Raw genomic sequence first — 17,217 nt, 5'->3', positions numbered from 1 at the left:
AAACGCAGCCACCGAAGAGCAGGACCCATTTCGTTTCTGGAGTCGAGCGTGACAATCAACGACGAGAAGACCAGACCCGTACCCGAGAGCGACGTCGATCTCTTCGCCGACGACGCCCTCGCTGATCCGTATCCCTTGCTGAGGGTTCTGCGTGATATCGGTCCGGTGGTGAAGCTGGCACGGTACGGGTTTGCCGCGCTTACTCGCTACGACGCGGTCCGCGCAGCACTCGAGGACTGGGAGACCTTCTCCTCCGCGTCCGGTGTCGCGCTCAATCCGGCGATCAATGCCGCGATGGCCGGGACCATCATCAACTCCGATCCACCACACCACACCTCGTTGCGCTCAGTGCTTAGCTCGCGGCTCGCTCCACGGGCGCTGGCGGACCTACGGCCTGCGATCGCCGAGAAGGCCGACCGATTCGTCGGTGAGCTTGTCGCTCGGGGGAAGTTCGACGCCGTCACAGACCTGGCGCGAACCTTTCCCGTGTCAATTGTCCTCGATCTGCTTGGCTTCCCCGAGGAGGGACGCGAGCAGCTCCTGCGGTGGGGTTCCTCTACCTTCGACGCGATGGGCCCCGATAACGCCCGCAGTGCGCGGGCTCTGCCGGTTGCCGGTGAGATGTTCGCCTGGCTTGCTGAGTCGTGTACCCCCGATCGCATGCGTGCCGGCGGTTTTGCCACCGCGATCCATGATGCGGCCGCGCGCGGTGACATCCCCCGGGAGGCTGTAACCCCCTTGATGGCGGGGTACTCCATTCCCGCCTTCGATACCACGATCAGCACGCTCGCGAGCGCAGTCTGGCTCTTTGCCCGCTTTCCCGATCAATGGGAGGCGGTGCGCCGCGACCGTAGCCTGATCCATTCCGCGATCAACGAGGTCCTGCGCGTCGAGGCGCCCATCCCGTTGTTCGCCCGCGTGCTCACGAGGCCGTATGTCCGTGATGGTTACAGGCTCGAGGAGGGCGAGCGGGTACTGCTGCTGTTTGGGTCAGCCAACCACGACGAACGGCACTACCCAGATCCAGACCGCTTCGATGTCCGACGCTACGCGGCTGATCACCTGAGCTTCGGCTACGGCATCCACGCATGTGCGGGGCAGGGTCTAGCGAAGCTGGAGATTCACGCGGTCCTCGACGCCCTGGCCCGCCGCGTCAAGCACATCGAGCTTCAGGGCCCGCCTCGACGCGACGAGCTCAACAACATGACGCGGTCGCTTTCCTCATTGCCGGTCGCCGTGTCCTGATGCGCGTTCCCTGAGTAGGGTCGGGGGGGGGGGGGGGGGGCGGGGGGGGGCCCGGCCCCCCCCCCCCGACCCTACTCAGGGCCCAGCGATTCGGTGATCTGCGCTTCCGGCGCGCGGCGTTGCTCATGGACGGCGGCCAGGTCCACAGCGATCAGCCCCGGCTGCTTTCTCGGGGTACTCCGCGACGTATTCAGGGGCAGAAACTGGCTGCCACCCGCAGCCCTGGCCTGACACCCCGCCGACTGGCGACCGCGCGGTCACCGGACACCCACAACCACTACTCACTCCAACTACACTGAATGCTTACGCCGCGACGATCGATCTCATAAGTCGACGCCTCGCACGTGAATCCACCCCGAACTCACGGTGCGCCTAACCTGGAACCAAACACGACCGGCGAAAGTAAACGCTCTTGCTCTTTGGCCGCTTCTTCCGAAAGCGCCGTGACGACCACCGAAGATCACGCAGCGCGGCGATCAGGCGGTGGCCGGCCGTGGGCCAGGACTTCCCGCGATTGCTTCGCACGACATGGCTGAGAGCTCCGCAGCGGCGCTGAGCAGCTTGTCGCGCAACCAGGTATGGCCCGGGTCACCGGTATGCCGCGGGTTCCAGTACATCGCTTCGTTGATGTCGGGGACTGGAACCGGCGGCTCGACGAGCGACAGCCCCTCAAGAGAGTGAAGCCGAGCCGACCGTTCGAGTACCAAGCTGACCAGTTCGGTCCCCCGTATCAGCAGCGGCGCCAGCAGGAAGCTCTCGAGCGTGACCTCGACTCGCCGGCTGAGCCCCTGGTTGACGAGGTGCCGGTCGGCGTGGTTGAGCTGCAGGCCCGGTCCGATCGAGTACAAGATGTGTGGTAGTGCAAGAAAGCTTGCGACGTCGATCGGCACATCCGGATCTGGCCGAACCGAGGCATCCATGATGCACATCCAGCGGTCCCGAAACAGCACAGCGTTCGGCAGCGCGGTCTCCGCCATCAGCTCACGCGGCTCGATGGCAAGGTCGACGCGATCATCATGCAGCAGCGTGCGGACGTCGTCCGACCGCGGCCGCACGTTGATCGTTATGTGTGGAGCCTCCGTCGACAAAGTGCGCAGCATCGGCGCGAGCAAGACGGCGGTGGCGTAGTCCGAGGCGCTGATCGAGAACGTGCGATGGGCCGTCGCTGGATCAAACGCCTCGGTATCGGTAAGCACGTCCCGCACCTGGCTCAAGATCTCGCGGATCGGTTCGGCGAGGGCTTCCGCCCTCGTTGTGGGGGTGAGCTTCCGACCGTTGCGGACCAGCAACGGGTCGTCGAAGAGCTTGCGGAGTCGGGCGAGCGATCCGCTCATCGCGGACTGGCTCAAGTTCAGCTGACGCGCGGCGCTGGTGACGTTCCGCGTGGTGAGCAACGCATCGAGGTCGACCAGCAGGTTGAGGTCGATGGCGCGAAGGTCAGGCATTGAGACTCCTATCGGCGACACCGATGGCTCGCGCCGTCGGCAACTGGAGGTGAAGCTTCCCCGTGATCTTGGACACTCGATACTTACGCCACGAGGGCATGTTCTTGTTCGAGACGCTGCCGGGTCTCCAGCGGGGTGAGGTAGCCCCAGCCTGGATGACGGCGTAGGCGCTGTCGGTTGTAGAAGATTGCAGCCACCACTGACAGCGCGGGCCTGTCCGTGTCAGTTCCGGAAGCGCGGAAGCCAGGTGCCGCCGCCTTTTGCTCGGGACAGCCTGGTCCTGGTGCTCGGGCTCGGTGTGCTCGGCTTGGCGTTCGGCGGTGATGGCGCGCTGCTTGCAGTCGTCGCACAGGTGCGGGTGAGTGTCCCGTGGAGTGCCCCGCCCGGCGGGCTCGATGGCCTTCCACCGTTCGTCGGTGAACCTGGTGCCGCAGTCGGCGCACACGGGACGTCGGGCCTCCTGCTCGGATCCGGAGCTATGGGCTGCGTGCGAAGCTGCAACCGGCCGCCGGGCGAACCCGCCGGTGCCGGCAGCGCCGCTCGTCGTGGTCATGAAGGCTGAGGCCATCAATGCGCTCGGGGACTAATCGTGGGGCGGATGTGGCGGTCGGCCCCACGAGCGTCTTACCTCCCGGCCTGGGGCTGCCGGACCCTCCAGCCCACCCACAACCGGGCCAGCACGAAGAACACAGCCACCGCTGCGAAGCAGTACGACTCGAAAGCATGCCTCTTCGGAAGCACATCCAGCCGACTAGTGCTGTAGGCCCAGAACGCGAACGCGAGCACCGCGAAGACGAGCGGCATCAGCCAACCCCTGAGGGCCATGTGTGGCAGCAGGCTCCGCAGGTAGCGGGGCAGTTGTATCTCCACCGGCTCGGCAGCGACGGATTCAGGGGACTCGGAGTCGTCAGACACCACGACCCGGGGCTGGCCCGCCGTCAGCGATTGGCCGGTGCGTTCAGCCTTGTTGGCATCCGCCTTCGCCCGCAGCGCGACGGCCTTCCCCGAGTCCCCGTACCACCACCAGGTGTACCCGGCGATCGCCACGAACAGGACGACGAAGGCGAGGAAGAGCGGCGTGATCGCGAGGTGCCCGCCACGGGCCAGGCCATAGACGGTCCAGCCGCCGAGGACGATCGCTCCTCTGACAAGGGCCGTCAGCGCCTTCTTGGTGCGGAGATTCATGCCGCGCACTGTAGAGCCAGGCCGGCATGGCCAATGGTCACGGAACCCTGAAGACTGGACCTGATCAGGTAAAACCTCAGCGAAAGATCAACAATCCCACCCCTGGGAGCGCACCATCAGGACCACCCGCGCGCAGGCAGCCAGCGTGCCCTATGCGTGCGCGATGCGAGAGAAAGCAGCGGGGACCGACGGGGAATGTCGGCGATGCTCCCGAGAACACGCAGGTCAACGTCCTACCAGGTCAGGCCGGTCCGCATACGCGATCTCCAAACCGGTGCACCGCCGATCAGGAGTGGAAGCCTCGGCCGTACTCCTCGGGCCCGAAAGCGAAGCCGCCGACCAGGTCGGCATCCGCTCCGACCAGGTCACCGGCCGCACCTGGGGCGCCAAGGGATGCACCCCCGTCGTGCGCCGCACGGGCAACAGGTTCTCCGTGAACGCGATGTCCGCGATCAGCACGAAGGGCCGGATGCACTTCATGGTGTTCACCGAGACCTTCGACGCGGACGTGATGTGCCGCTTCCTGGAGCACCTCGCGGGCCACTTCGACCGCAAGGTGCACCTCGTCCTCGACGGACACTCCGCCCACCGCTCCCGCAAGGTCCGCGCCTGGCTCGCCGATCACCCCGACCGGATCGAGCCGCACTTCCTGCCGTCGTACTCACCCGAGCTGAACCCCGGCGAGCTGCACCCGCATGCGACCCGGCCGACGAACAGCCGGCCAGCCCAAGACAGGACAGCACCACCAGCGGAACAGCACGACGACCCAACAAACCCATGACGACCCCTCACAGACGAGCAGCAGCTTCGCAGATGCTCCCCCGCCCCCGGCCTGCCCTACTCCCCGGGGCCCGGGCGCACAGGCGGGCGGGCCTTCATGCGGTCGAGCCCCCGGGCCCTGGGGTCGAGCGTGGTATCACCTGCTCCGGGCAGTCAGCGGGCGTCATGCACGCCGTTGAGGGACGGCCCAGAGCCCTACTTTGCCGTCCTCGCCCGCGCCCGCCAATAGTGTGCCGTCCGGGGAGAACGCCACGGACACGAAGGCATTTGTGAACAGGAGCAGCTCCTGGCCATTGCCGTACAGACGTTTTGAAACGGTCTGGTCCTGAGCCCACAGCACCGCTGAATCGTCGCCGGCGGCAGCAATCCAGGCGCCATCGGGAGAGAACGCGACCGACACGATGGTGCTCCATACCTTGGCCAGGGGAATGTCGGCGGCACGGCCGGTGTCCGCAGTCCACAGCTGCACCACTCTGTCCGCGCCGCCACTTGCCAGAAGCGTGCCGTCGGGGGAAAACGCCACCGCGTTGGCAACCGGGTTCTGGTCACTCAAGATCTCGTTCATCAGCCGTTGGGCATCAGGCTGCCACAGCCGCAACCTGCCGTCGGCGCCGGCGCTGGCCAGGAGCGTGCCGTCGCAGGAGAACGTGACCGCGTTGATGACGGCGGAGTGTCCGATCATGGGCTCGCCGACAGCCTGGCCGTTGATCGGGTTCCACAACCGCACGGTTGCGTCGCCGCCTCCGCTGGCCAGGAGCCTGCCGTCGGGAGAGAACGCCATCGCCGTGAGAGGGCCGGTGTGGTCGGTCATCACCACGCCCCGACTCCGCCCTGTCACGGGATCCCACAGCTGTACCTTGCCATCCGAGCCGGCACTGGCCAGGAGCGTGCCGTCGGGAGAGAACGCCATCACTGTGAGGGGGCCGGTGTGGCCGGTCATCACCACACCCCGACTCCGCCCTGTCACGGGATCCCACAGCTGTACCTTGCCATCCGAGCCGGCACTGGCCAGGAGCTCGTCCTTGGGGGAGAACGCCGCCGATACGAGCTTGGCGCCAGGGGCCAAGTCGTGCTGCAAGGGGGCCAAGGAGATCAGCCGTCCACGCGCAAGTGCGGCGAGGACTGCCCGCTCCGCAAGTCCGCGGTCCGACATAGGGCCAGTGTGAGGCATGTATGCAGCAGTGGGCGTGGCGGAGGAGCGCTGTGATGCCGGCGTCCGGTCAGAGCGGGTGTTGCGCGGTACAGAGACACGGAGGCGCTCCAGCTCCTGCCAGCGCAAGCGCAATTGCTCGACCCTCGGATTCTCACGGTTCACCGGGGTTCCGGAGCGGAAACGGATCAGGGTTTGCACGAGTGCGATGAAGAAGTCCAAGCGCGGTAGGCGCTTGCCGTTCAGAGCCTCGCTGATGGCCGAAGCCGACAACGGGCGGCTGGGAGGGGCGGCCTTCTCGATGTCGCGCAGCGACGGGTTGCCGCACTCGATCCGCAGGTCCCGGAGTTCCGCGGCGAACGCCTCCAACTCCGTCACATACCGTTCCCCGGGCGGTTGTCCGCCACCGTTTCGCTCGCCTGCCATGGCCCCCCCCCTGACGCCCTATTTGAGGTCAGGTTAGGCCGGACCCACCGAATGGACACGGCGTTCGGCCGAACACCGCCGAAACTTGCCGTACACCGCCGGACGATGGCGTGTACGGCACTGGCCTGCGACGTGCACTTTTCTACGCGTGCGTTCGTAGCGTGCAGGTTCACGCCAACAGGCCTGCTGCGCTGTTCGTATGACACACAGCGCACGCCCCACCCCGCCAGACGTCCCTACTCCATCGTCCGAACCCGCGTCGCCCCCGGCACCGCTGAGTGCGCGCGTACTCGACCTGGTGGCCCTCCTGGTGCTGATCACCCTGGCCGCCCTGGTCTTCACGGTCGCTGGCCCGACCGCTTTCACCGCGGTCACCAGCGTCGGGGGAAGCCTGTTCGCCGTCTGGCGCACTCATCCCCCACGGCCATAGGTGACAGTCCTCGCCGTCCAGGTGGGCATCCTCGCCAGCGTTATCGCTGGACCGCACAGCGACCCGGAGACGGTGTACACCGACCTGGTCCGCGAACACGTCGGCAGAGCCCGCCAGCAGCGAAACACCTCCGAGTGGCCAGCTGTGCGCCTCCGTGACCGAACCGCCCATCGAGCGCAGGTAGAAGACGTAGGCCACCGACTCGATCTGCTCGGGCTTCAGGTAGAGCACCCACCGGCTGCCGAGCCGGCGCGCGGAGCGCACCTTCTCCTCCAGGCCGTCGGCCGGCGGTACACACAGCCGGGCACCGAGGTGCACGTACAGTGCGCAGTGCGTCCATCTCCGAGCGGCGCAGCTCGACCAGTTGCTCGCCGTGGTCCGGCCCGCCGGGCCAGCGGTCGGGGGCCGCCTCGGTGTACACCAGCGCATCCCGGCCCTGCCCCGTCAGCCAGGCCGCCCACACAACGGGCCCGCCCTCGTACACGGACAACTCCGCGCGCATCTCCCGGCCGGCCAGCTCCAGACCCGGCCGACGAGTAGCCGCCGCCGGATCAACCGCCAAGGCGGCCACGACGCCGGCATCAGCGACGCGGAGCTGAGCCAGCTCCGCGTTCGCGGCCAGCACCCATCAGCTGTGTGAACAACGTTTCAGGTCAATACACCTAGCCGCCCAGGTCGCCGCCCGTCAGGTGCACCGTGTACTCGACGTAGTGCTCCTCCTGGTGGGCCACGGCACTGGCGTACTCGCTGCGCGCCTGCTGGTCCTTCTCGCTGACGGCAGGGTGCACTGGGTCGGTGGGTGGAGCCGGCCACAGCTGGATCAGGTGGCGCTCACCGCGATCCCCGATGCCGGGCTCGTAGTCTTCGGCGTGGCAGTACAGCCGCATCCTCACCCACCGCTCTGCGTCAGGTGAGGCGGGCATATGGATGAGTGGTTCGTTCTCCGGCCACGAGTCCAAGACGTCGCCAGGGTCGAGGCGTTCCAGGTGGACAGGTTCGCCGTGGGACAGCAGACTCATCTCTTCCGCCGGCTCCCACCGTTTTTGGGCTTCCGGTCCGGGCTCGCTGTCGTGCACCTGGACGGTCACCTGCAAAGGGCCCGTGTCGGTGGTGGTGAGGACCACGGCGCTGGAAGCGTCGACGGGGCCGCAGCGCCAGCCGTACGGCATCTGGGCGGGGTAGCCGTCGTGTTCGGCGAACCCGAAGATGTAGCCGTCCTCACCGAGGTCGACGGTGAACACTGCCTCGTGCACCAGCATGAAATGTCCCCTCCTCCGTACACCCCAGAGGTGCCCCTCCTCCTTTCGTTCCCGGGGAGGGACACCTCTCGGTGTAGCACACGCGATGCCAGCGGTCAGACGATCACGTAGAAGGGGTCGTCATCCATGACGTGGAACTGGCGCCGCCAGGTGGTGGCACCGCCCTGGCTGTTGTTCTCCTGCTTGTTCACCCACGTGATCGTTCGCTGGTTCGCCGGCAGTTTGGTGCCGCCCTCATAGGTCGAGGCGAAGGGATACTCGTCATACGAGGTCCGGCCTGCGCGCTTCATGTCCGCGGGCGGGGTGAACCGCTCCGGGTCTGACGGAGGCTCAGTTCTTCGCCCAGGGGCCTCCGGTGTCTGAGAAGGCGCGGCTCGGCTGGCGCACGAGCCGGCAGCTTGATCGGGTCACGATCAACCAGATCCGCGTATGGGCTGCCAATCGTGTCCTTGCCTCGTTCGCCCCCTGCGGCTCTCCCGCAGAGCGGGCACGCAGCATGAAAGATCGGGCAGCGCTGGAACGATGGCTCGAAGCCGGCAGACTCGACAGCTCAGCCAGATCCCCCGAGAGTGGCCCCGACGACGGCAACGCTGCATAGGCAGACAGCGCCGTGAAGGTCGCTCGCGAGTAAGGGCTTGCCGGGAAACAAGTCGTGGCTTCCAGCTGTGGGACTCGTCAAGGTCCGCACCGACCCGAGGTGGGCGACCGCGCTGGTGCGGGCCCTGCTGGTCCTGACGAACCGGGAAGTCGCCCGCTGACCGACGATCTTCACCCAAGTCACCCGCCCACAACCAGCGTGAACACCCCGACGAAGTCGCTCCTGCCGGCTGGTCAGCCCTGGCGGCTGGGCAGCATCGCCAGAGTCTGCGAGCGCTGTGCAACGAGATCGTCGTAGGTACCCTCGCGCTCGGCCCAGCGGTGCCCGAGGACGCCCTTGACGAGGATTTCGCGCGGGGTGGGGTCCTGGGAGAGCAGGTCCATGACCTCGGTGGCGAAGTCGTCGAGCGGCAGTGCGTGCGGGTTCACCTTCTCCTGGCCCGCCGTGCCGACGGCCGGGGGGACCAGCTCGACGACACCGACGCCGGTGCCGTCGAGCTGCGCGCGCAGTGCCTCGGAGTAGGCGTGCACCGCGGCCTTCGAGGCGGCGTAGCTGGGCATGGGTGGGAAGGGCAGGAAAGCAATGCCGGAGGTGACGGTGACGAAGGTGCCGGCGCCCCGCCGGATCAGGTGCGGGGTGAAGGCGTCGAGGACCCGGATGGTGCCGAGCAGGTTGGTGTCGACCGTCGTCGCCGCCGCCTCGAAGTGCGCGGGGTCGCGCAGGTCCTCCAGCAGCATGACGCCGGACATCGTCACCACGGTGTCCAGCTCGGGGTAGCGGGCGAGCGCGGCGTCGCGGGCGGATGCGACGGAGGCACTGCTGGTCACGTCGATGCTGATCGTGCCGAAGCCTTCTTCGGCGAGTTCCGTGAGTGCCTGCGGGTTGCGGCCGCCGATGGCCACGGTGCTGCCCACCGCGGTGAACCGGCGGGCCAGCTCTCGACCGATGCCCGAGGTTCCGCCGACGACGAGAACGGTGCGGTTGGAGAGATCCACAAGATCTTCCCTTCGATCCAGGGCGCCGCCGGGGATCAGGCCCGCGGCGCCGACAGGTGGTGCCCCCGTCTCTTTCAAGACGGTGCTCTCGCAGTCTTGACGGCAGGCGCCCGGCGCGGCAGGGCCCCGGTCTTCCCTGGTCCTGACAGGGCCCCCTCTGGGACACGCGCGCAGCACTACGGTGTCGGTATGAAGGATGAAGGTTCCGGCAACCAGCTCGGCAGCTACCTCCGTGCCCGCCGTGAGCTGGTCTCCCCGGCACAGGCGGGACTCCCGCCAGGCGGCAACCGCCGCGTTCCCGGCCTGCGCCGTGAGGAAGTCGCCCTGCTCGCCGGAATCAGTCCCGACTACTACCTGCGCTTGGAACGCGGCCGGGACAAGAACCCCTCACCGCAGGTCCTCGAATCACTCGCGCGCGTCCTCCAGCTCGATGACGTCGAACGGACGTATCTGCTCGGCCTCGCGGCGGCACGCCCCAGCGCGCCGCGTCGCAAGCGGCCCGAGCACGTACCGGCACGGGTGCACGAGCTGCTCGCCCACCTGCAGATCCCCGCGTTCGTAGAAGGGCGCGCGTTCGACGTCCTGGCCTCCAACCCCATGGCGGTCGCGCTCTCCCCACGCCTGCGGCCCGGCGAGAACCGGCTTCGTTCCCTCCTCCTCGATCCCGAGGAGCGAGCCTTCCACCAGGACTGGATCAAAGCCACCGCCGATTTCGTCGCCGCCCTGCGCACCACCATCGGCGACGACACCGACAACGTCCGGTTCGTCGAACTCGTCGGAGAACTCGCACTGTCCAGCCAGCGGTTCCGCACCCTGTGGGCCCGCCACGACGTCCGCACCCTCGACGGGGGCACGACAACGGTCCACCACCCCGTCGTCGGCGAGCTACGCCTGCATCGCGACAAACTCCCCATCGACGACGTCATCCTCGTCGTCTACTACCCCGACAAGGACAGCGACACCGACGAGAAACTGCGGCTCCTCGCCTCGCTCGCACACACCGAGCCCGCCCGCACAGCACACGACAGAACAGTGCACTCCCGGCGCCCGAAGACACCCTGACGTGATCGCGCTCACCGACGATAAGGGCCGCCTGGTCTGGGTGAGCGCGGTCCGGCCGGGACGCACCTCGGAGATCACCGCGTGCCGCCACGACAAACTGACCGCCCATCTGCGCGCGGCCGGCCTCGGCGCGGTCGCCGACTTGGGCTTCGTCGGCCTCGACGACAGCGGTCCGGATGCGGACCCGGCGGTGATCACCAGCTACAAGGCGGCCCGCAACCGGCCCCTGACCAGGGGCAGAAGCTGTCCATCAAGGCGTTGGCCGCGGTCCGGGCGCCGGCCGAGCACGGCTTCGCGCATCTGAAGAACTGGCGCGTGCTCGGCAAGGTCCGCACCGACCCGAGGTGGGCGACCGCGCTGGTGCGGGCCCTGCTGGTCCTGACGAACCGGGAAGTCGCCCGCTGACCGACGATCTTCACCCAAGTCACCCGCCCACAACCAGCGTGAGCACCCCGACGCCGACACACACCAGGCTCGTGACCTGCTACTTCACGATGCACACCGCTCATTGACTCGGCCATTAAGACTCCGCCGCACCAGTGCGCCAACGTGACCGCAGCAGCACCATGACAGGCTCGACTCATCGCCTGCGGTGAGTCATCCAGGAGAGATCCTCTCCGCTATTGCCCATAGACGCACGCTTCCAGGCACGCAGATCACGCCGGGACTCCCGCGCATCGACCTCCATGCTGCGGCTGTCTCGGCTCGTACCCCCACGACGTCGTGAACGTCGGTCACCGAATACGCCGAACACGAGGAACGCCAACACCACCAGTGCCGCTGGCACTAACAGAATCATGAACACGATGGTCCAGCCACTCAACTTCGCTGTCCAGCGATATGCCTGTACAGCCAGGCACCGTGCCGGGCCGGTCTGTCCAGCCACCGTACAGCGGCGCGCCGAAGGACTGCCGGTGGGGTCGTCGGCCGGCGCCCTGTCGCAGGAGCGGCGCGAACAGCTGGACGACATCGACCCATCTTGGTGCCCCACCTGGCCGGTGGAATGGCAGCGGTGCTTCCACCTGGTCCGGCTGCACCTGGAGGCCGGCGGCGCACTGCCCATGGCCCCGGGCGTGGTCGAACACCAGGGCGAGGATCTGGGGCGGTGGGTCAGGTCGGTGCGGCTCGGCTGGGACCGGCTCACGACCGCCCAGCAGTGGATGTGCGAACACGTCCTCGGGATCGAGCCTGCCGACGAGGACGAGAAGCCGAGGCCGCGGCGTAGCCAGGCCGACAAATGGACCCTCAACTACGCGGCCGCCAAGCAGTTCTACGAACGCGAAGGACACCTCCGGGTACCGAGGAAACACGTCGCGACGATCGTCGTCGGCGGCAACGGAGACGGCCGCAGCGGCGAGGACCAGGAGGAGCGGGTCATCAAGCTCGGCTCCTGGATCGGCAACCAACGCAGCAGGGCCGCCACACTGTCACCCGAACGGATCGAGCAGCTGTCCGCGATCGGAATGCGGCGGTCCTGATGATAAGCGGGAACGCCTCGGTCATCACGGCGGCCGCCGCGGCTCTGGTGGTGGGCTACGTGGTGGGCCGGGTGCGGCCGTGGCAGCGGCTGGGCAACTGGGCTGAAGACCAGGTGCGGTTCACTGGAGCGTGGGTGCGCGGCGGCCGCTCCCGCCAGGCTGCCGTCGTCCTGGTCCACGTTCTCGTCCGGCCGCGCAGGCACCGCCGGGCGGGATACAGGAGCCTGTCACGGGTGGGTCATGCGCTCCTTGAACGCCGTCGTGGCCGGAAGCCTCATGAAATTTGACGAACGTGTTCGTAGCGAGCTTGTTCGTGACGAACATGTTCGTTAGGTTGGCGACATGAACTCCCGGTACTCCGAACCCCGCAGCCGCCGTGAGCGGCCCGCCAAGCCCGCCCTGAGCTACGAGGGCATCGTCGCCACAGCCGTCGGCCTGATGCGTGCCGAGGGGCTGCAGCGGGTCACGATGCGGCGCCTGGCGCAGGAGCTCGACACCGGCCCGGCCTCGCTGTACGTGTACGTGGCCAATACCGCGGAGCTCCACGCCGCGATCCTGGAAGAGCTGCTCGGTGCGGTCGACCTCGGTCCGGTCAGTGCGGCCGGCGACTGGCGCGATCGGCTCGCGGCCGTCCTCGGCTCCTACACCCGGGTACTGTTCGAGCACCCCAGCCTCGCGCACTCGGCGCTGGTTGCCCGGCCCTCCGGGCCGAACTACCTGGGGCTGGTCGAAGCGATCCTCGCGCTCCTGCACGAGGGCGGCGTTCCCGACGCGCAGGCCGCCTGGGGTGTGGACGTCCTGCTCCAGGTGGCCACCGCCACCGCAGCCGAGCAGTCCACGCGGGACCGCGACATCGCCGCCGAGGACGAGCACAACGCGCTGGTGGACGCGCTGCGGCAGGTCACGGCGCGGACGCATCCGCGGATTGCGGCTCTCGGTGCCGACCTGGTCTCCGGAGCACCCGAGCAGCGACTGGCCTGGATCTTCCACGCGGTTGTCAACGGTGTGCAGGCCACCCCCCGGCAGCCGGACTGATCGCAGCTGGCCCCGCGCCGGGTCCTCCCGTTCCCTGCCGTCGAATCCCGTCGAATCCCGTCGAATCGAGGTACCACCATGACCACCACGACACACCACTCCATAGCAATCGTCGGTGCGGGCCTGGGCGGCCTCACCCTCGCCCGCGTCCTGTACACCGCCGGAGTCGAGGCGGCCGTCTTCGACCTGGACGCCGACCGGCACGCCCGCACCCAGGGCGGAATGCTCGACATCCACGAGGAGTCCGGCCAGGCCGCCCTGCGTGCCGCAGGACTGCACAAGGACTTCCTTCGGCTCGTGATGCCCGGCGGGGAGGCCATGCGGATCCTGGACCGGCATGCCACCGTCCGCTTCGAGGAGAGCGACGACGACTCCCCGCACACCCGACCCGAGGTCGACCGGGGCCGGCTGCGCGAGCTGCTCCTCGACTCCCTGCCCGACGGCACGGTCCGCTGGGGCGCGAAGGTCACCGCGACCCGCACGCTCGCAGACGGCCGCCACGAGGTGACGCTCGCCGACGGCACCGTGTTCACCACCGACCTGCTGGTGGGCGCGGACGGCGCCTGGTCGAAGGTCCGCCCGCTCGTGTCCGGCGCGGTTCCCGCCTACACCGGGGTGTCTGTCGTCGAGGTCGACCTGCTCGACGCCGACACCCGCCATCCGCAGGCGGCTGCCGTCGTCGGCGGCGGCATGCTCTTCGCGCTCGGCGGCGGCCAGGGCTTCCTCGCCCACCGCGAGTGGGACGGCAGCCTTCACGTCTACACCGCCGTCCGGACGTCGGCCAGCTGGCTGGAGAGCATCGACTTCACCACCCCCGATGCGGCGAAGAGCGCGGTGCTGGAGCAGTTCGCCGACTGGCATCCGAGCCTGCGGGCGCTGGTCGCCGACGCCGACGGCCTGCTCGTGCCGCGGCCGATCGTCGCCCTGCCCGTCGGCCACCGCTGGGAGCGCGTGCCCGGCGTCACGCTGCTGGGCGACGCAGCCCATGTGATGTCTCCGTTCGCCGGGGAGGGCGCCAACAACGCCATGCAGGACGCCGCCGAACTCGCCCGGGCGATCACCGACCACCCGGGCGACACCGAGACCGCGCTCGTCCGCTACGAGCAGGCGATGTTCCCCCGCGCCGAGGCCGCCGCCGCCGACTCCGCCGCCAACCTCGCCCTGTGCTTCGCCGCCGACGCGCCCCAGGGCCTCGTCGACCAGTTCGCCTCCCGCCGGGAACAGTCCGTGTGACCCGCCCGACCAGTCAGGAGCCCACCACATGACCACCCCGACCCCGACCCCGACCAGCCGGCAGGTGCCCCTGCGCCCCGGCATCACCCTGGCCGTACGCGAGAGCGGGCACGGCACTCCTGTCCTGCTCCTGCACGGCGGACCCGGCCCCGACAGCCTCACCCCACTCGCCGAGCACCTCGCCACCCGCCACCGCGTCCTGCTTCCCGTCCACCCGGGCTGGGATGACATTCGCCGCGTCCCCGAGCTCACCACTGTGGGCGACCTCACCGAGGCGTACCTGGAACTGATCCGGCAGCTCGGCGCGCATCCGGCGGCCGTCGTCGGCAGCTCCTTCGGCGGCTGGATCGCCGCCGAGATGGCCCTGCGCGACACCGGCCAGTATCTCGACCGGGTCGTGCTCATGAACGCCATCGGCCCTGCCGTGCCCGGCCACCCGCTGTCCGTCCCCGGTCCGCCGACCGGCCCCGGCGACCCCAGCGGCGACTCAGCAGCGCGGCCCACCGGTGACGGCAAGAACGAGGCACCGCGTCGAGTCTCCTCGCCCGCCGGCCTGGCGGCGCTGCGCGCGTACACGGGGCCGACGATGCAGGACACCGGTCTGCTCGGCCGCCTCAAGCACGTGGGCCGGCCCGTGCTGGTCGTGTGGGGCAAGGACGACACGGTCGTCAGCCCCGGCTACGGCCGTACCTACGCCGCTGCCTTCCCCGACGCACGCTTCGTGCCCATCGCCGGCGGGGGCCACCTGCCCATCCGTGAGCAGCCGGCCGCGACCTTCGCCGCCATCGACGGATTCCTCGACGCACCCGCAGCCCCGAACACGCCCTGACCCGGGACGGGCGGCCCCAACCTGCCCGAACGCGGGCGACGGCTGGAAGCCGGCGATACCCGTGGACCGGCGCGATCGCGACCTCACCGCCCATGGCGACTCGAAAGTACGTCTACCGACAGTGCGCGTGACGCGGCTACCGGGCCCGCTGTGCTCACCATCCTGACGAACGCGCAAGCGACGAAGCCCGTTCGGTGACGCGCGGGCATGGGCGCGCAGCCGGTTGCCCTGGGGCCGACACGGTGCCCACCCGGTGTCGGCAGCATCGCACTGTCCGGCGGATAACCAGGCTCCATGCCATCAGCACGCCTCCCGCCTGACCGTCCGGGGCTGCCGGACCCGTCCGTAGCCCGGCTGCGGACTCGGCGAGCTCCTCACCCAGCCGAGGAAGAGCACACCGCCCCATGTCCGGACCAGAGTCCCGCACTGACGGAACATCAGCACCACCTTGACGACGAGGAGCCCTCGATGACCGCCGGCACGGAATCGGGAGCGACGACTACTTCGACCGCTACACCTCGTTCGCCGTCCCCGCCGAAGTACAGCTGCACACCGCCTCCCATCAGCCAATCTCTACTCCCCACCCAGCCAGCCACCACTCCCCCGCCCGCCCAGCTAACTGAACACACCAGCTCACGGACCCGCCCGCCCACCATGATCACCGGGCGCGGACACGGGCGGCTGATCTGCACGAGCTGGGTATGGTGTGGGACCCCTCCGAGGCGGCATGGGAGGAGAACCTCGCCGCCGCGCGCGGTGGCGCGGCTGATCGCCTGGGCGCCGAGGTGGCCGACATCGTGCCGGGCGTGACCTCACACGGGGTGGACGTGGGGCGGTGGCTTCAGCGGCAGCGCCAGCACGTCATCTGGGGAGGGCTCGCGCCGGGGCAGCGCGAGCGGCTGTCCGACCTCGGGGTCACGCGTCGCCGAGCACGGCGACGCATCCGGTCGACCAGCGCTCCAGCTGGACCTGGCAGGTGGAGGCGAAGTAGAAGTGCTCCGCGTCCTCCATGGCCGCAAGGAGGCGGGGGACCTCCCAGCCGCGGCCGGCGAAGGCTGCGCCAAGCCCGCGATGCAGACGCTGCATGAGTCTTTGGAAGAACCCGGCTGGGCGCCGCCGCCAACCGGCCCCGCTCCTGCGCCGCATCAGGACACGCTCGACTTCGGCTCACGCAACAGCGGGGCTGGACAAGGTGGCGCTGTCCGGCCCCGCTGCCCGGCCCAGAGCAGCTACGGCCGGCTCTGGACCTGTATCAGCGCGCCGTCAGCTGACCTGAACGGTGACCGGCGAGGATTGGAACGTGCCGGACTTGGTCGCCACCCGCACCTGCTCGCTGCCCTTCTTGGTGAACGTCCGCTTGATCGTGTAGGTGCCGTTCTTGTTGACGACTGCCGTGGTCCTCAGCGTGGTCCACTTGCCGTTGTGCAGATGCTGGAGCACCAGCGTCGAACCGGCCTTGATGCCCTTGACCCGGCCGGTGAACACCACGGTGTTGCCGACCTTGACCGCCTTGCGGTTGGCCGCGACGGTGATCGAGCCCATGGCAGTCGGCGTCCGCGACGGCTTCATGCTCGGCATACTGGTGCGCGTTATGGCGGCCTTGGGCGTCGGCATTCCGGTCGCGGTCGGCGTCCCGGTCGGGGTCGGCGTTCCGGTCGCGGCGGCGGCTCCCGCCGTACCGGTCGACAGCATGGCGGCGGACAGGGCGCCGGCGGCGAGCGCACGGGCGCGGCGGCTTCGGGTGGAGCTCATTGCGGGTCTCCCGTTTTCGTCGGAGTCCCCCCTGTGAGCGAGTCGGCCACTCGGGCGGCTCGCGCATCCAGGCTGGCCCGAGCGCGGCTGACCGGCATATCGAAGCGGACCCGCGAGCCGTTCAAACTTCTATCGCTTTGGGTGAATCCGCAGGCTGGACGGCGTTCCCTCCCCTCAATCCCCCTTACGATATCCTTACCTTTTGTCACTGAATCGGCTCAATGTCGCCACGGACAGTGAGCGCGGCAGGGTGTCATCGGGACGGCTGGCATGCCGGACACGCGGGGACCATCGGCCGGCTGAAGCACCGCATGA

At 68.6% G+C, this 17,217-nt stretch carries 14 protein-coding genes and 3 pseudogenes; 9 read left to right on the top strand and 8 right to left on the bottom strand.

The annotated features are described in order from the left end of the window. Window positions 1-48: 48 nt before the first annotated feature. Window positions 49-1,245, top strand: coding sequence for a cytochrome P450 (locus tag ACFYZB_RS34205; protein ID WP_388765120.1), 1,197 nt, complete (start codon window positions 49-51; stop codon window positions 1,243-1,245). Window positions 1,246-1,721: 476 nt separating this feature from the next. On the opposite strand, the gene ACFYZB_RS34200 is transcribed toward ACFYZB_RS34205, so the two are convergent. Together ACFYZB_RS34200 and ACFYZB_RS34195 are read right to left on the bottom strand one after the other, a co-directional pair. Further along, window positions 1,722-2,690: a LysR substrate-binding domain-containing protein gene (locus tag ACFYZB_RS34200; RefSeq protein ID WP_388765117.1), complete on the bottom strand. Its 969-nt coding sequence runs from the start codon at window positions 2,688-2,690 to the stop codon at window positions 1,722-1,724. Window positions 2,691-3,314: 624 nt separating this feature from the next. Continuing rightward, complete coding sequence (locus ACFYZB_RS34195; protein WP_388765115.1) at window positions 3,315-3,875, bottom strand: hypothetical protein; 561 nt, start codon at window positions 3,873-3,875, stop codon at window positions 3,315-3,317. A gap of 322 nt (window positions 3,876-4,197) precedes the next feature. On the opposite strand from ACFYZB_RS34195, the pseudogene ACFYZB_RS34190 reads away from it, so the two are divergent. Continuing rightward, a pseudogene (locus ACFYZB_RS34190) lies at window positions 4,198-4,611 on the top strand (IS630 family transposase); the annotation flags it as partial. Between the two features lie 207 nt (window positions 4,612-4,818). Here ACFYZB_RS34190 and ACFYZB_RS34185 read toward each other — a convergent pair. The 4 genes from ACFYZB_RS34185 to ACFYZB_RS34170 all read right to left on the bottom strand — a co-directional run bounded on the left by ACFYZB_RS34185 (window position 4,819) and on the right by ACFYZB_RS34170 (window position 9,513). Beyond that, a complete protein-coding gene (locus ACFYZB_RS34185) occupies window positions 4,819-6,183 on the bottom strand; it encodes a WD40 repeat domain-containing protein (protein ID WP_388765113.1) in 1,365 nt (454 codons plus the stop codon). A gap of 1,140 nt (window positions 6,184-7,323) precedes the next feature. Then, window positions 7,324-7,920, bottom strand: a complete 597-nt coding sequence (locus ACFYZB_RS34180; RefSeq protein WP_388765112.1) for a hypothetical protein — start codon at window positions 7,918-7,920, stop codon at window positions 7,324-7,326. Between the two features lie 95 nt (window positions 7,921-8,015). Next, entirely contained in the window at window positions 8,016-8,210 is a 195-nt protein-coding gene (locus tag ACFYZB_RS34175; protein ID WP_388765110.1) for a NucA/NucB deoxyribonuclease domain-containing protein, read from the bottom strand. A gap of 541 nt (window positions 8,211-8,751) precedes the next feature. Next, window positions 8,752-9,513, bottom strand: a complete 762-nt coding sequence (locus ACFYZB_RS34170; RefSeq protein WP_388765109.1) for an SDR family oxidoreductase — start codon at window positions 9,511-9,513, stop codon at window positions 8,752-8,754. Between the two features lie 189 nt (window positions 9,514-9,702). Between ACFYZB_RS34170 and ACFYZB_RS34165 the strand changes: the two genes are divergently transcribed. The 7 genes and pseudogenes from ACFYZB_RS34165 to ACFYZB_RS34135 all read left to right on the top strand — a co-directional run. After that, on the top strand, window positions 9,703-10,575 hold the full coding sequence (locus ACFYZB_RS34165) for a helix-turn-helix domain-containing protein (protein ID WP_388765107.1): 873 nt from the start codon (window positions 9,703-9,705) through the stop codon (window positions 10,573-10,575). 1 nt (window position 10,576) lies between these two features. Then, window positions 10,577-10,980 (top strand): annotated as a pseudogene (locus tag ACFYZB_RS34160) (transposase family protein); the annotation flags it as partial. Window positions 10,981-11,489: 509 nt separating this feature from the next. Then, window positions 11,490-12,053 (top strand): helicase associated domain-containing protein, encoded by a 564-nt coding sequence (locus ACFYZB_RS34155; protein ID WP_388765104.1) that lies wholly within the window; start codon window positions 11,490-11,492, stop codon window positions 12,051-12,053. Between the two features lie 342 nt (window positions 12,054-12,395). Continuing rightward, window positions 12,396-13,088: a TetR/AcrR family transcriptional regulator gene (locus tag ACFYZB_RS34150; protein ID WP_388765102.1), complete on the top strand. Its 693-nt coding sequence runs from the start codon at window positions 12,396-12,398 to the stop codon at window positions 13,086-13,088. Window positions 13,089-13,166: 78 nt separating this feature from the next. Next, a complete protein-coding gene (locus ACFYZB_RS34145; RefSeq protein WP_388765099.1) occupies window positions 13,167-14,321 on the top strand; it encodes an FAD-dependent oxidoreductase in 1,155 nt (384 codons plus the stop codon). 28 nt (window positions 14,322-14,349) lie between these two features. Beyond that, a complete protein-coding gene (locus ACFYZB_RS34140) occupies window positions 14,350-15,150 on the top strand; it encodes an alpha/beta fold hydrolase (protein WP_388765098.1) in 801 nt (266 codons plus the stop codon). A 701-nt stretch (window positions 15,151-15,851) separates the two neighbouring features. Further along, window positions 15,852-16,055: pseudogene (locus ACFYZB_RS34135) on the top strand (helicase associated domain-containing protein); the annotation flags it as partial. Between the two features lie 10 nt (window positions 16,056-16,065). On the opposite strand, the gene ACFYZB_RS34130 reads toward ACFYZB_RS34135, so the two are convergent. Both ACFYZB_RS34130 and ACFYZB_RS34125 read right to left on the bottom strand, forming a co-directional pair. Beyond that, complete coding sequence (locus ACFYZB_RS34130; RefSeq protein ID WP_388765153.1) at window positions 16,066-16,236, bottom strand: hypothetical protein; 171 nt, start codon at window positions 16,234-16,236, stop codon at window positions 16,066-16,068. A 177-nt stretch (window positions 16,237-16,413) separates the two neighbouring features. Continuing rightward, window positions 16,414-16,902 (bottom strand): hypothetical protein, encoded by a 489-nt coding sequence (locus ACFYZB_RS34125; RefSeq protein ID WP_388765097.1) that lies wholly within the window; start codon window positions 16,900-16,902, stop codon window positions 16,414-16,416. Between the last annotated feature and the right edge of the window lie 315 nt (window positions 16,903-17,217).

Origin of the sequence: Streptomyces sp. NPDC001852, from assembly GCF_042891825.1 — a bacterium.
GTDB lineage: Bacteria > Actinomycetota > Actinomycetes > Streptomycetales > Streptomycetaceae > Streptomyces.
This window is presented reverse-complemented; position numbering and strand designations above follow the sequence as displayed.